13 protein-coding genes are annotated in these 15216 nt (G+C 51.0%); 5 read left to right on the top strand and 8 right to left on the bottom strand.

All coding sequences use genetic code 11. From position 1 onward, the window contains the following. The first annotated feature begins 48 nt into the window (after positions 1 to 48). Positions 49 to 1173, top strand: coding sequence for an S-(hydroxymethyl)glutathione dehydrogenase/class III alcohol dehydrogenase (locus ACX9GV_RS11625; protein WP_473195628.1), 1125 nt, complete (start codon positions 49 to 51; stop codon positions 1171 to 1173). A gap of 32 nt (positions 1174 to 1205) precedes the next feature. Continuing rightward, positions 1206 to 2048 (top strand): S-formylglutathione hydrolase, encoded by an 843-nt coding sequence (gene fghA / locus ACX9GV_RS11630; RefSeq protein WP_473195629.1) that lies wholly within the window; start codon positions 1206 to 1208, stop codon positions 2046 to 2048. 42 nt (positions 2049 to 2090) lie between these two features. On the opposite strand, the gene gsiD is transcribed toward fghA, so the two are convergent. The 4 genes from gsiD to ACX9GV_RS11650 all read right to left on the bottom strand — a co-directional run bounded on the left by gsiD (position 2091) and on the right by ACX9GV_RS11650 (position 7432). Beyond that, on the bottom strand, positions 2091 to 2996 hold the full coding sequence (gene gsiD / locus ACX9GV_RS11635) for a glutathione ABC transporter permease GsiD (RefSeq protein ID WP_473198025.1): 906 nt from the start codon (positions 2994 to 2996) through the stop codon (positions 2091 to 2093). A gap of 12 nt (positions 2997 to 3008) precedes the next feature. Next, a complete protein-coding gene (gsiC, locus tag ACX9GV_RS11640) occupies positions 3009 to 3929 on the bottom strand; it encodes a glutathione ABC transporter permease GsiC (protein ID WP_473195630.1) in 921 nt (306 codons plus the stop codon). 66 nt (positions 3930 to 3995) lie between these two features. After that, positions 3996 to 5531 carry a glutathione ABC transporter substrate-binding protein GsiB gene (gene gsiB, locus ACX9GV_RS11645; RefSeq protein WP_473195631.1) on the bottom strand — a complete coding sequence of 512 codons (1536 nt, stop codon included), beginning with the start codon at positions 5529 to 5531 and terminating at the stop codon, positions 3996 to 3998. 23 nt (positions 5532 to 5554) lie between these two features. Next, complete coding sequence (locus ACX9GV_RS11650; protein WP_023490048.1) at positions 5555 to 7432, bottom strand: dipeptide ABC transporter ATP-binding protein; 1878 nt, start codon at positions 7430 to 7432, stop codon at positions 5555 to 5557. Positions 7433 to 7827: 395 nt separating this feature from the next. Here ACX9GV_RS11650 and ACX9GV_RS11655 point away from each other — a divergent pair, with 395 nt between their 5' ends. Beyond that, positions 7828 to 8490, top strand: coding sequence for a hypothetical protein (locus ACX9GV_RS11655; RefSeq protein WP_473195632.1), 663 nt, complete (start codon positions 7828 to 7830; stop codon positions 8488 to 8490). A 13-nt stretch (positions 8491 to 8503) separates the two neighbouring features. Here ACX9GV_RS11655 and ACX9GV_RS11660 read toward each other — a convergent pair whose 3' ends face one another. Then, complete coding sequence (locus ACX9GV_RS11660) at positions 8504 to 9058, bottom strand: DUF924 family protein (protein ID WP_473195633.1); 555 nt, start codon at positions 9056 to 9058, stop codon at positions 8504 to 8506. A 164-nt stretch (positions 9059 to 9222) separates the two neighbouring features. Here ACX9GV_RS11660 and moeA point away from each other — a divergent pair, with 164 nt between their 5' ends. Next, on the top strand, positions 9223 to 10461 hold the full coding sequence (gene moeA / locus ACX9GV_RS11665; RefSeq protein ID WP_473195634.1) for a molybdopterin molybdotransferase MoeA: 1239 nt from the start codon (positions 9223 to 9225) through the stop codon (positions 10459 to 10461). A 2-nt stretch (positions 10462 to 10463) separates the two neighbouring features. After that, a complete protein-coding gene (gene moeB / locus ACX9GV_RS11670; RefSeq protein WP_473195635.1) occupies positions 10464 to 11222 on the top strand; it encodes a molybdopterin-synthase adenylyltransferase MoeB in 759 nt (252 codons plus the stop codon). A gap of 115 nt (positions 11223 to 11337) precedes the next feature. Here the strand turns inward: moeB and ACX9GV_RS11675 are convergent, their stop codons facing one another. The 3 genes from ACX9GV_RS11675 to ACX9GV_RS11685 form a co-directional block, all read right to left on the bottom strand. After that, entirely contained in the window at positions 11338 to 12930 is a 1593-nt protein-coding gene (locus ACX9GV_RS11675) for an ABC-F family ATPase (protein WP_473195636.1), read from the bottom strand. A 168-nt stretch (positions 12931 to 13098) separates the two neighbouring features. Further along, entirely contained in the window at positions 13099 to 13443 is a 345-nt protein-coding gene (locus ACX9GV_RS11680) for an antibiotic biosynthesis monooxygenase family protein (RefSeq protein ID WP_473198026.1), read from the bottom strand. A 55-nt stretch (positions 13444 to 13498) separates the two neighbouring features. Then, positions 13499 to 15091 carry an ABC transporter substrate-binding protein gene (locus tag ACX9GV_RS11685; RefSeq protein WP_473195637.1) on the bottom strand — a complete coding sequence of 531 codons (1593 nt, stop codon included), beginning with the start codon at positions 15089 to 15091 and terminating at the stop codon, positions 13499 to 13501. Positions 15092 to 15216: the final 125 nt, after the last annotated feature.

Raw genomic sequence — 15216 nt, forward strand, 5'->3', positions numbered from 1 at the left:
AACGTGAGTTGGTGTTTATACCCAAGTACATTACACAAGGAAATAAGAATGGACATGATCAAAACCCGTGCAGCTGTGGCTTGGGGCCCAAACCAACCACTGACAATAGAAGAAGTCGATCTGATGCCGCCGCAGAAAGGTGAAGTGTTGGTGAGGATTGTGGCCAGCGGTGTTTGTCACACCGATGCCTATACCCTGTCAGGCAAAGATCCTGAAGGCGTATTCCCGGCGATCCTCGGGCATGAGGGTGCTGGCATCGTCGAGGCGATTGGTGAAGGGGTCACCAACGTCGCTGTGGGTGATCATGTGATCCCGCTGTACACACCGGAGTGTGGCGAATGCAAATTCTGTAAATCCGGCAAAACCAACCTTTGCCAAGCGATCCGTGCCACTCAAGGTAAGGGATTGATGCCCGATGGCACTACCCGCTTCTTTAAAGATGGCAAACCCATTTTCCACTATATGGGCACCTCAACCTTCGCTGAACGCACGGTAGTCTCTGAAATCTCACTGGCAAAAATCAGCAAAGTGGCCCCGCTGGAAGAGGTCTGTCTGCTGGGTTGTGGGGTCACCACCGGGATGGGCGCAGTGCTCAACACCGCCAAGGTAAAAACAGGCGATACGGTGGCCATTTTCGGTTTGGGTGGCATTGGGCTTTCGGCGATCATCGGTGCTCAAATGGCCGGTGCCAGCCGCATCATTGGCATTGACATCAACACCAGTAAGTTCGATTTGGCTCGCAAACTGGGTGCCACCGACCTGATCAACCCGAACGATTACCCTAAGCCAATTCAGGAAGTGATCGTAGAACTGACCGACGGTGGCGTCGATTTCTCATTTGAGTGTATCGGCAACGTCAATGTGATGCGTTCCGCGTTGGAGTGTTGCCACAAGGGATGGGGTGAATCGGTGATTATCGGTGTCGCCGGCGCGGGCGAAGAGATCGCTACCCGTCCATTCCAACTGGTCACCGGGCGCGTGTGGCGCGGTTCCGCATTTGGCGGTGTGAAAGGCCGTAGCCAGTTGCCGGGTATCGTGCAACGTTATCTGGACGGTGAGTTCGCGCTAAATGATTTCATTACTCACACCATGGGGCTGGATGAAATTAACCACGCGTTCGAGCTGATGCATGAAGGCAAATCGATCCGTTCAGTGATCCATTTCGATAAATAAGCCATTTCGATAAATAAGCCAGGAGGCTGAGGGTGAACACATCACTAGAACTTCTTGAAGAGCACCGACTGTTCGGTGGCTGGCAACGACGTTACCGTCATACAGCGCAGAGTCTGAATTGTCATATGAACTTCAGCCTCTATCTGCCGCCACAGTATGATAATAGCCCAGCGCCACTGCTGTACTGGCTTTCTGGGCTGACCTGCAATGATGAAAACTTTACGCTGAAGGCCGGTGCCCAACGTATTGCCGCCGAGTTAGGATTGGTCCTGGTGATGCCAGACACCAGCCCACGTGGTGATGACGTACCCAATGATGAGAACTACGATCTGGGCCAAGGCGCGGGGTTCTATCTCAATGCCACCCAAGCTCCGTGGGATCGGCATTTCCACATGTATGACTACATCAGTGACGAACTTCCGGCGTTGATTAAGCAGCATTTCAACATCAGTGATCGGCAGTCGATTGCCGGTCATTCGATGGGGGGACATGGGGCGCTGATGATAGCCTTTCGCCATCCGCAACGTTTCCGTTCCGTGTCCGCTTTCGCCCCAATCGTCAATCCTTCTCAGGTGCCCTGGGGGCGCAAGGCATTGGCGGCTTATCTGGGGGATGATGAAAGCCAGTGGTTGCAGTACGACAGTTGCCATCTGCTGGCCAATGGTGCGGAGAAACTACCGGTGCTGATCGACCAAGGCGATGCCGACCCGTTTCTTACCGAACAACTGCAACCCGCCACGCTGGTTAAATTGGCCCAGCAGCTTGACTGGCCATTAACGCTACGCATGCAACCCGGGTATGATCACAGCTACTTCACCATCGCTACTTTTATCGAAGATCATCTGCGCTTTCATGCCAAGCACCTGATCAAATGATGGCGTTTCCCCTCTGCAAAGAGGGGAAATACAACAAATGGCTCACCCTTTCAATTTAGGATCCAACGCATCTCGCAAGCCATCACCCAACAAGTTGAACGCCAACACGGTAAGGAAAATTGCCAAGCTTGGGAAAATCGCCACATGAGGGGCAATCACCATATCTGCCCGCGCCTCATTAAGCATTGCACCCCATTCCGGGGTCGGTGGCTGAGCCCCCAGCCCAAGAAATGACAGACTGGCCGCAGTGATAATCGACGTACCGATACGCATGGAAAAGTAAACCACAATTGACGAAATGGTACCGGGCAAAATATGCCGCAACATAATGGTCCAGTCAGAAGCACCAATACTGCGGGCAGATTCAATATAGGTCAGGTGCTTCAACACCAAGGTATTACCACGCACCAAGCGGGCAAACGCCGGGATACTAAAGATAGCCACCGCGACAATCACATTTGCCATGCCGCTCCCCATAATTGCCACCACACCAATGGCCAGCAAAATACCCGGGAAGGCAAACAGTACATCGCTGATGCGCATCACGATACGATCCCACCAGCCTTCGTAATAACCCGCCAACAAGCCGAGCACGGTACCGATCACGCCCCCCAGCAATACCGAGAAGATACCGGCAGTTAAGGAAATTCGTGCCCCCATCAGGATGCGGCTGAAAATATCCCGACCCAATGAATCAACCCCCAGCCAATGGGCCAGCGAAGGGCCTTCGTTAAGCCGGTCATAATCGAAGTAGTTTTCCGCATCGTAAGGGGCCAGATAAGGTGCCAACAAGGCAGCAATAATCATTAACAGTACAAACACCCCCGCCGACATAGCCAGTGGCTGGCGCTGAAAACGACGCCAGAATTCGTGCCACGGTGTACGCACCCTATCAGGGTTGATAGTCGGCATCGCCTTAAGTGCAGCATTACGCCGCCAATACTTCATCATGCGGCCTGCCTATTGATAGCGAATTGAAGGGTTGATTGCCGCATACAGCATATCCACCAACAGATTGATCAAAATAAACTCCAGCGAAAACAGTAATACCTCCGCCTGAATCACCGGATAATCACGCATTTCCACCGAGTCCACCAGTAAACGCCCTAGCCCCGGCCAGTTAAATACTTTTTCGACAACAATCGAGCCACCAAGCAGAAAACCAAACTGCAACCCCATCATGGTGACTACCGGGATCATGGCGTTACGCAGCCCATGTTTGACGATCACCAACGACTCTCGCACCCCTTTGGCACGAGCGGTACGCATATAATCTTCCTGCATCACTTCCACAAACGAAGCACGGGTAAACCGGGCCATCACTGCCGCCACCGCCGCACCCAGGGTGATAGAGGGTAAAATATAATGCCGCCAGCTATCGGCCCCCACGGTAGGCAGCCAACCGAGATTAACCGAAAACACCTGCATCAACAGCATGCCCAAAGCAAAAGCCGGAAAAGAGATGCCAGAAACGGCCAGTGTCATCCCCAAGCGATCTGGCCAACGGTTTCGCCATACCGCAGAAACGATACCAATCGCCATACCCAGGATAACCGCCCACATCATGCTGGCCAGCGTGAGCCAGAAGGTTGGCATAAAACGCGAAGCAATCTCTTCACTCACTGGGCGCTTGGAGACCATCGAGGTACCAAAATCCCCTCGCACTATATTGGCCAGGAAATGCACAAACTGCTGGGGCAATGGCTTATCCAGCCCTAGATCCTGACGCACCAATTGGACCACGGTTTCATCGGCATCTTGCCCCGCCACCAAGCGTGCCGGATCCCCCGGCAGCAGATGCACAAACAAAAACACCAACACCGCTACGATCAACAGTGTTGGGATCAAGCCCAGCAGGCGTTTTATAAAATAATTAAGCATTACGCATATCCAGATTCAGGCCATCACTCCCTCTGGGCTTTCCAGCCCAAGAGGGAGTGCCCCGCGCTATTTCATATCTGCCTGATCAAAGTTGAATGAGGTATCTGGCATCACGTAGAAACCGCTCAACTGCTTGTTATTGGCCGAGAGCAAACGTTCAGTGACCAGGAATATCCATGGGGCATCAGCCCAGATATGATCCTGCGCATCTTTATACAGCGCCTGTTTTTGCGTGCGATCAGTGGTGGCCAAGGCATCAGCCAAATCTTTATCTACCTGTCGGTTACTGTAGAAAGCGGTGTTGAACTGTTTGGGTGGTGCCGCCTGGGTAGAGAACAGTGGCGAAAGTGCCCAATCCGCCTCACCGGTGGAAGCCGACCAACCGGTATAGAACATCCGCACCCCAGTATCCTTCACTCCTACACTTTCCACCTGTGCTGCGCGTTGACCGGCATCCATCGCCGTAACGCTCACTTTCACCCCCACCTGCGCCAGTTGTTGCTGGGCAAACTGCAGCACTTTCTGCGCGGTACTGTGGTTATGGGAGGACCATAGGGTGGTGGTAAAGCCATCGGGATAACCGGCCTCTTTTAATAGTTCACGTGCTTTGGCTGGGTCGTATGGCCAAGGCTGATAGCGGGTAGCAAAATCGATGGCCGGGGGCACTGGCCCTTCTGCTGGCACCGCATAGCCTGAAAAAGCCACTTTAATCAGTGCATCTTTATTGATGGCATAATTCAGCGCCTGACGTACTTTCGGGTTATCGAACGGTTTCTGCGTCACATTCAGGCTGATATAACGTTGCAGGATGGAGGGCGCGGCCACCAGATCCAACTTGTCGTTTTTCTCCAGCACCTTGGCCTGCTCATAAGGAATCGGGAAAGCAAAGGTGGCTTCACCGGTTTGCAGCATCGCCGCTCGGGTGTTGTTATCCACCACTGGACGCCAGGTGATGCTATCGAGCTTCGGCAAACCAGCTTGCCAATAGCCATCAAACTTTTTCACTTTGACAAAATCGGTCTGGTTCCAGGTTTCAAACTGGTATGGCCCGGTACCCACCGGGTGGAAACCGATCTCTTTACCATACTGCTGAAGGGCTGCAGGTGAAATCATCACTGCTGCCGGATGTGCCAGGTTGTTGATAAAGGCAGAAAATGGCGTTTTCAACACGATGTTCACCGTGCTGGGATCCACCACTTCGGTTTTATCAATCATTTTGAACAGATTGTAGCGCTTAAGGTGGTTATCAGGATTACTGGCGCGATCGAGATTCACTTTCACTGCGGCGGCATCAAAAGCACTGCCATCATGGAATTTCACCCCGGGATGCAACTTGACGGTGTAGGTCAGGCCATCGCTGCTCACCTGATAGCTGTCTGCCAGCACATTCACCAGTTTCATGTCTTTATCAAAGCCAAACAGCCCCTGATAGAAGGATTTGGCTACTGCCTGCGACAAAGTATCGTTAGCATCGTAGGGATCGAGAGTGGTGAAGTTGGACGCCACAGCAATGACCGCATCTTTGGCGGCCCAAGCTGGGCCTGCAGTCATCGCCAACAGTACCGTGGCTAGAAGATGACGCTGGAATTTTTGCTTATTCATAAGGCTCTTCCTCTTGAGCAAGGCTAAAATGCACCGGCGATAGGGTGCCGAGCCACAAAATGCCCGGGCCCCACCTGCACTAACGGTGCAGTAACGGGTTCATCCCCCAGCGCGCGGATCGGGCTGGGTATTTCATCCACCAGCAGTGGCTGGGGTTGACGTTCATAAGCCGGATCAGCCACCGGCACCGCCGCCATCAACTTACGGGTATAGGCGTGTTGTGGGTTATCAAACACCGCACGACGTGGGCCAATCTCAACTATCTGCCCCAGATACATCACCGCCACGCGGTGGCAAATACGCTCTACCACTGCCATATCATGGGAAATAAATAGAAAGGCAATCCCCAGTTCACGCTGCAAATCCAGCAGTAAATTGGCGATTTGTGCCTGTATGGAAACATCCAATGCGGACACCGCTTCATCAGCAATCACCACTTTCGGATTAAGCGCCAACGCTCGGGCAATGCAGATACGCTGGCGCTGCCCGCCGGAAAACTCGTGCGGGTAACGCCGCGCATGTTCAGGTTTCAACCCGACACGCTCCAATAACCAGGCGACGCGTTTTTCTGCACTCTCCCCCCGAGCAACGTTATGCACCAACAACGGTTCCATAATCGAAAAGCCCACCGTCAAACGCGGATCAAGGGAAGCGTAAGGGTCTTGGAAAATAAACTGAATATCACGCCGCAGATGCTGCAAGGCCGAACCTTGTAATTGATTGATCTGCTGACCATTGAAAATAATAGTGCCGTGCTGACTCTCAACTAACTTGAGTAACGAACGGCCGGTGGTGGATTTGCCACAACCCGACTCCCCCACCAACCCCAGGGTTTCGCCAGGGTAGAGATCAAAACTGACATTCTCCACCGCATGGACACGGCGTGTAACACGGTTGAAGATGCCGCTACGTAAATCGAAATGCGTGCTTAACGCTTTTACCTGCAGGATCGGCGTAGCACCAGCCGGTATGGTATCTTGCGGCTGCCCTGCCTGTTGGTCCCCCAGCAAAGGGAATTTTTCCGGAAAGTCTTTCTGCGCCATCGCCCCTAAACGAGGTACCGCCGCTAGCAGTTCACGGGTATAGCGTTGCTGGGGTGCGGCAAACAGCGAACCGACATTCCCTTGTTCCACCTTCTGCCCCTGTCGCATCACCAGGACGCGATCAGCGATTTCCGCCACCACCCCCATATCATGGGTAATGAAGATCACCCCCATCTGCATCTCTTGCTGTAATTCGCGGATCAACTGCAGAATCTGCGCCTGAATAGTGACATCCAGCGCCGTGGTGGGTTCATCGGCAATCAACAATACCGGTTTGCACGATAATGCCATGGCGATCATCACCCGTTGACGCATGCCGCCAGATAGCTGGTGTGGGTAACGATCCAGTACATTTTTTGCTTCAGGAATACGCACCAGGTCAAGCATATGCAATGCTTCTTGCCGGGCGCTACGGTGATTCATTCCCTGATGTAAACGTATGGATTCCGCAATCTGCTCGCCAACCGGAAATACCGGATTAAGTGACGTCATCGGTTCCTGAAAGATCATCGCCATATCAGCACCACGTAACGTCCGTAAGGTGCCTTGTTTTGCCTTGGCCAGATCCAGCACCTGCCCGTTACGACGGCGGAAATAGAGACTCCCTTGGGTTAACTCACCGCCACCCTGCTCCACCAAGCGCATTAATGCCAGGGAAGTGACCGACTTGCCGGATCCCGATTCACCGACAATCGCCAAGGTCTCCCCACGATCAACCTCAAAAGAGAGATCATGAACCGCCTCGACGATTTGATCTTCCTGACGAAATTGCACCCCAAGATGACTCACTGCTAACACGCGCTGTGGCGGTAATATCAGTTCACTGGTGCCCAATGGTAAAATAACGGTGTCGGTCATGTCCCTTTCCCGATAAACGTTCAGTGGTAGGTACCCATTACATGTATATCAATGAGAGCGCCAACGCGTTGGTCGTGAACGCCATGGCCAGGTTAAATGCCCTATGAGAAACAGGGAGATAATAATTATTCGCCGTTTTTCGACTATATTTAGCGCGGCAAGGGATGTAAAGCACAAACTTGTCAGCAAGGGTTAAAATGAGTCTACTTAGAATTTTTTGTGCATTGAAATAACTGAATAGAATAAAAACAACGTATTATCAGTCTGTTAATAAGCAGTCAACCTGGTTAGGCGCTGTAGCACCAACACCTCTCCCCGTTTGCACCCCCTCAAAAAAGTAGTTAGCCTAAGCATTAGTTCCGCCATCATCAACGTGAAGTTCAAAGGAAGTGACAATGTCAATATTATTAAATGATCTGAAAAAATGCATTGCCGATACTCAATTAGCCATTCCAGCTGAATTATCGCTCTTGTATCGCTGGATTGAAGACAATGGCGATATTCAATATATAGATGATGACATAACGGATGGCATGGCACATGGCCGAATTAATAAGGATTGGTCATTTAGTCCTGATGTCACATTCTGCCCGGTATCTAAAGAGTGGATGGTGATCGGATGGGTGACAAAACCCGCCCTGGTGGAAGAAATGACTCGCCGCTTACGTATCATTGCCGAGAGTGGGATGGATGGTTCGCGCCTTGGCTTATGGCTAAACGAAGAAGGGAAAACCGTTTTCATTCATCTTGGTTCAGGTTCTGGCTCAGATTTAGCCTGTGTGATAGCAGAGAATGGCATCGACTTTATGCGCCTGTTAGGTATTGGCTATTTGTCTTTAGGTGATGCCCATGATCTTAGTCAGCCGCCTCACTATACTGATGAAGAAAATAAAACCAACCCAGACTTTTGTCATTGGGTAGAAAAAACCTTCAACACCACAATACCGGAGACCGCTGCTGAGATTATAAAACACCCTAGCCATTTCTTATCTGACGACCCGCAAACCGATCCATTCTGCCGTTGGATAATCGATTTATGTAATCAAGAATATTCATAAGCAGGTTAAACCGTTAAAAACCCGACCCCGGTTGGCGCAGAAATTCCAGTTCCTCAGGCGTTGATTCACGGCCTAATATCGCGTTACGGTGGGGGTAACGACCAAAGCGGTCAATGATCGCTTTGTGGCGTATCTCATACTCCAACTGATTAGCATTATTTAATTGGCGAAAGAGCAATAAAGCCTGCTGGTGAATCAGCGCAGATTCAGAGTGCATAAACGGCAAATAGAGAAAACCGCGTTGTACATCAGGCAACGTGGTGTCTAATCCGCTGGAGATCGCTTCTTGCGCCAGCACCAACGCCATACCGTCACAGGAAAAGGAGCGCGGCGTGTTGCGAAACAAATTCCGACTAAATTGGTCAAGGACAATAATTTCCGCCAATCGCCCAGTAATAGTCTCACGCCAATGGGCCAGTTCCCCCTGCGCTGCCGCGTGCCACAACTGGCCGAAGCGCTGATGCAACAAGCGATCAAACTCATCATCTTTCTTAAACCACATGCGCGGGTCAATTTCTTCAAACCAAAAATCCAATACCTGCTTATGCTCCAATATCTGCTTATGCATAGTTGCTCCTGTTAGTTACTCTCACACAGTTATTGTCAGACAGTCATTGCCACACGGTTGTTGGCCTCACTTGGCTTATCTTACATTCTCCCGTTCGACGTTATCTGCCATAATAACGCCACTTTGCCGGAAAGTTCGCCTACGTTGATTACGGAGTCCCTGTTATGGATCATTGCACTACTTCTGACCTTATTTCTCTTGAGCAAGCCCTAGAGAAAATGCTCTCGCAGATTATGCCTTTGCAGCAGACTGAATCCGTCGAACTGACCAATGCCGCAGGGCGTATTACTGCCACGCCGGTGATTTCACCCATTGATGTCCCCCCCTTCGCTAACTCGGCAATGGATGGCTACGCAGTACGTGTTAACGAATTAAACGCTAATACAGCGTTACCCGTTGCAGGTAAAGCCTTTGCCGGTGCCCCATTCACCGAACAATGGCCAGCTAATACTTGCATCCGGATTATGACTGGTGCCCCTATTCCCGCCGGTGCTGATGCGGTGGTAATGCAAGAACAGGCGGAAGTGAGCGACCAGGGTGTCTGCTTTAATGCGCCAGTGGTCGCCGGGCAAAATATCCGCCTAGCGGGTGAAGATATCCTGCAGGGTGCCCATGTGCTGCCTGCCGGCGTAAAACTAGGGCCTGCCCAATTGCCATTACTGGCTTCGCTGGGGATAGCTGAACTTCAGGTAATACGCAAACTGAAAGTGGCGCTGTTCTCTACCGGTGATGAGTTGCAGCGGGTTGGTCAACCATTACAAGCCGGGCAAATTTATGACACCAACCGTTTTGCGGTACGCCTGATGCTGGAACAACTGGGTTGCAGCGTTATTGACCTGGGTATTATTCGCGATGATCAGGCGGCTTTGCGTGCCGCATTTATTGAAGCAGATCAACAAGCAGACGTAGTGATCAGCAGTGGCGGCGTTTCTGTTGGTGAAGCGGACTACACCAAAAAAATGCTGGATGAACTTGGTGAAATCAGTTTTTGGAAACTGGCAATCAAACCAGGTAAGCCGTTTGCTTTCGGTAAGCTTAACCATGCCTGGTTCTGCGGCCTGCCCGGTAACCCGGTTTCTGCCGCCCTGACCTTCTACCAACTGGTGCAACCTTTGCTGGCGAAACTGGCCGGTCACACTGAATGGCAGCTACCACCACGCCTGAAGGCTCGTGCCTTAACCCCACTGAAAAAATCACCCGGTCGCCTGGATTTCCAACGTGGCATTTTCAGCAGCAATGCCGATGGTGAGTTGCAAGTCAGCACCACCGGGCACCAAGGTTCCCATATTTTCAGTTCCTACAGCCAAGGCAACTGCTTTATCGTACTGGAACGTCAGCGTGACTCAGTAGCGGCGGGTGAAATGGTGGAGATTGAGCCGTTTAATGCCCTGCTGAGGAGTTGAACATGTTGCCGGAATTAACTGATGCGGAAACACTGCGCTATAACCGCCAGATTGTGCTGCGGGGGTTTGACTTCGAGGGGCAAGAAAAATTAAAAGCCGCCCATGTGTTGATTGTTGGCCTCGGCGGCTTAGGCTGTGCGGCCGCCCCCTATCTGGCGGCGGCTGGCGTCGGTCATCTGACCTTGGTTGATTTCGACACTGTCTCACTGTCCAATCTGCAACGCCAACTTTTGCACCGTGATGCACGTATTGGTATGGCCAAAGTGGACTCTGCATGCATCGAACTCGGCGCAATCAACCCACATATCCAGATTGATACACTCCATCATCAATTGGATGAGCAGCAGATGGCAGCGCAGATTGCCGCTTGCGATGTGGTGCTGGATTGTACCGATAACGTGCCCACCCGCGACCTACTCAACCGCCTTTGCCATGCACAACGTAAACCGCTGGTTTCAGGGGCTGCTATTCGCATGGAAGGGCAACTTAGTGTATTTACCTATCAGCCCGATGAACCCTGTTACCACTGCTTAAGCCGGTTATTTGGCGATAATGCGCTGACCTGTGTTGAAGCTGGGGTGATGGCGCCACTGGTGGGGACTATCGGTACCCTGCAAGCCATGGAGGCCATTAAGTTGCTGGCAAGTTATGGTCAACCCCTGTTGGGCAAGTTGTTGCTGTTTGATGCCATGAGTATGCAGTTTCGTGAAATCAAACTACCGAAAAATCCACAATGTGCGGTATGTGGCGCTAATAGCTGAGGCCCTATACTTTGGTTTATTCAAGCGGTACTGCAGATAGAGCGGCGACTGATTAGTCACCAGGCAGGATTAAATCATGGGCCATCAATAATGGCCCATGTTAGTCACCGTCAAATCAGACAATCCCTTGGCTACGCAGGTAGTCTTCATAGTTGCCGGTAAAATCGATCACCTTGTTTGGCGTCATTTCCAGAATACGGCTGGCCAATGAACTGACGAACTCACGGTCATGTGAAACAAAGATCAAGGTGCCTTCATACAATTCCAGCGCCATGTTCAATGACTCAATGGACTCCATATCCATGTGGTTGGTAGGTTCATCCATAATCAAAATATTCGGGCGGTGCATCATTAGTTTGCCAAATAACATCCGCCCCTTCTCACCACCGGACAGTACCTTCACCCGCTTTTTAATGTCATCCTGGCTAAACAATAGGCGGCCTAATATACCGCGCACGGCCTGCTCATCATCGTTTTCCTGTTTCCACTGACTCATCCATTCAAATACCGTCAGCGTCTCATCAAACTCGTATTCATGATCCTGAGCGTAATAGCCAATACTGGCATTTTCAGACCACTTAACACTGCCGTGATCTGGGGCTAAATCACCCACTAATGTTTTCAGTAAGGTTGATTTACCAATACCGTTAGCACCCAGAATGGCTATTTTCTCCCCTACTTCGACCATCAGGTTGAGTTTCTTGAACAACGGGCCATTGTCGAAGCCTTTGCTCAGTCCTTCCACTTCCAGCGCGTTACGGAACAGTTTCTTATTCTGTTCAAAGCGGATAAATGGATTCTGGCGGCTAGAGGCTTTAACCTCTTCCAGTTGGATTTTATCAATCTGACGGGCACGGGAGGTGGCCTGCTTAGATTTAGAGGCATTGGCACTAAAACGGCTGACAAATGACTGCAGTTCGTTGATTTGTGCCTTTTTCTTGGCATTATCCGCCAGCAACCGTTCACGAGATTGAGTGGCCGCGGTCATATACTCATCATAGTTGCCTGGGTAGACCCGCAATTCACCGTAGTCCAGATCCGCCATATGGGTACACACCATATTCAGGAAGTGACGGTCGTGGGAAATGATCACCATGGTGCTGTTACGCTCATTCAGCACCTGCTCCAACCAGCGAATGGTATCGATATCCAGGTTGTTGGTCGGTTCGTCGAGCAGCAGAATTTCCGGATTGGAAAACAACGCCTGTGCTAACAAAACACGCAGTTTAAAGCCGGGAGCGATCTCGCTCATCGGGCCGTAATGCTGTTCCTGTGGAATACCCACACCCAGCAACAGTTCGCCAGCGCGTGCTTCGGCGGTATAACCGTCCATCTCGCCATAGGCTACTTCCAGATCAGCCACTTTATAGCCATCTTCTTCGCTCATCTCTGCCAAGGCATAGATACGATCGCGCTCTTCTTTCACCGCCCACAGTTCGGTATGGCCCATGATCACGGTATCGAGTACGCTGAATTGTTCAAAAGCGAACTGATCCTGGCGCAATTTACCCAAGCGCTCATTGGGGTCAAGAAACACGTTACCCGCCGTCGGCTGCAAATCGCCACCGAGAATCTTCATCAATGTTGATTTGCCACAACCGTTCGCCCCAATCAAACCATAGCGGTTACCGCCACCAAATTTGATAGAGATGTTTTCAAACAACGGCTTACTGCCGAACTGCATAGTAATATTGTTAGTGCTTAACACAGCGCTCGCTCTTCATGTCATTAAAATGTGATTTGGCGCGCATTATGCCATAACCCGGCAGCGAGATGTGGGAAGTTTTGCTGATGATTTGCTCAACCTGAATGAAACCTGACCCGATGACTATCGGCGGCCACTAATACGATGTTGTTAAGTTTATAACTTGGTGGTCTAACCATGAAAATGGCGGCTATCAGTAGGAGCCTGTTCTCGCGGTTCCAGCCCATAATCACGTACCACCTCGGCTACCCGTAACCGATAATGTTTCAGGACCGTTTGCCGACCACAAGCCTGAGCCTGGCGGTGTTGTTCCAGGTTACGCCACTGCTCTACCGCAGCTTCATCGCGCCAGAAAGAGAGTGATAGCAACTTTTCTGGGTCATTCAAGCTCTGGAAGCGTTCAATGGAGATAAAACCGTCAATCTCCGCCAACAGTGGCTTTAACTGCGCCGCCAGCTCAAGATAGCTTTCCCGCTGCCCGTCTGCTGCCTGCAATTCAAAAATCACCGCGATCATCATTTGCTCCTTAAAGAAACCCTCCCCCAGCAGGTCACTTGGGGAGGGTTCATGATTACTTTATATCGACCTGATAAAAGATATGTTTGCCAAAGGGATCGATTTCATAACCAGAGACTTCTTTACGCACCGGTTCAAAAATCGTCGAGTGAGCAATCATCACTGCAGGCATTTGGTCATGCATCATCTGCTGTGCTTCTTTATACAACACCGCTCGCTGTTGCTGATCAGTGATGGATTTGGCTTTAGCGATCAATTGATCAAACGGCGCATAACACCACTTGGCCGAGTTTGAACCATTGTTGGCTGACTGGCAGGTAAACAGTGGGCCAAAGAAGTTATCTGGGTCACCGGTGGCGGTGGTCCAACCCATCAATGCCGCCTGGTGTTCCCCCTCTTTTACCCGTTTCAGATATTCGCCCCACTCGTAGGTGGTGATCTTGGTCGTCACGCCAATTTTTGCCCAATCGGTCTGGATCATCTCCGCCATACGTTTGGCGTTCGGGTTATAAGGGCGTTGTACCGGCATCGCCCATAAATCGATGGTCATTCCATCGGCGAAACCGGCCTCTTTCAACAGCTCTTTAGCCCTTTGCGGATTGTAATCGTAATCCTTCAACTCACTGTCAGCACTCCAGATACCTGGCGGCAACAGGTTTTTTGCCTCCGTACCGGTCCCGTGGAATACCGCTTCAATAATCGACGGTTTATTAATCGCCATCGCCAACGCCTGGCGCACTTTAACGTTATCCAATGGCGCTTTCTGGGTATTGAACGCCAGGAAACCGGTATTCAGCCCCGCTTTGCTCATCAGGTTGATGTTGGCATTCTCCTTGATACGCGGTAAATCCGCCGGATTGGGGAATGGCATCACCTGGCACTCGTTTTTCTCGAGTTTGGCATAACGCACCGAAGCATCTGGCGTAATGCTGTATATCAAGCGGTCGATTTTCGCTTTACCCTGCCAATACTCCGGGAACGCGGTAAACAGAATGCGCGAATCTTTCTGATATTGCGCCAATTTAAACGGCCCGGTGCCAATTGGGTCCATATCGACTCGCTCTGGTGTCCCCGCTTTAAGCATCGCATCAGCATATTCCGCTGACAGGATTGAGGCGAAGTACCATGCCAGATCAGCCACAAATGGTGCCTCTGCATGGGCCAGAGTAAAGCGCACGGTATGGTCGTCCACCTTGTCGATAGCGGTAATCAGTTTACCGAACTCGAGGCTTTCAAAGTTTGAGTAGTTGCCGTTAGAAACATTATGGTATGGGTGAGCGGGATCTTTCTGGCGCATAAACGAGAAGATCACATCGTCTGCATTAAAATCGCGCTGTGGCGTAAAATATTTATTGCTCTGAAACTTAACCCCTTGGCGCAAATGAAAGGTGTAGACCTTGCCATCTTCGCTAATGTCCCAGCTTTCCGCCAGGCTGGGCTGCAGTTCGGTCGTCCCTACCTTAAAATCCACCAAACGGTTATAGACCGGTACGGCACTTGCATCAACACTGGTGCCTGCGGTATAGAGTTGCGGGTTAAAGTTTTCCGGAGATCCTTCTGAGCAGTACACCAGGGTCTTCGCTGCGATAGTGGTGCTTACAGTAAGTGCAGCCATCGCCAGAGCAAGTGTGGTCAATTTGCTTTTCATGTCCATTTCCTGTTCTTATTAGTTCAGTCCCACATAAATAACATCAAATTTAATTTGCAACCAACTGATTTTATAACCAAGTTCAATGAAGTTGCAGATAGGCGGCGACGCAGCGAAGCCCCAGG

Source organism: Serratia sp. 25CWL12 (assembly GCF_055790885.1).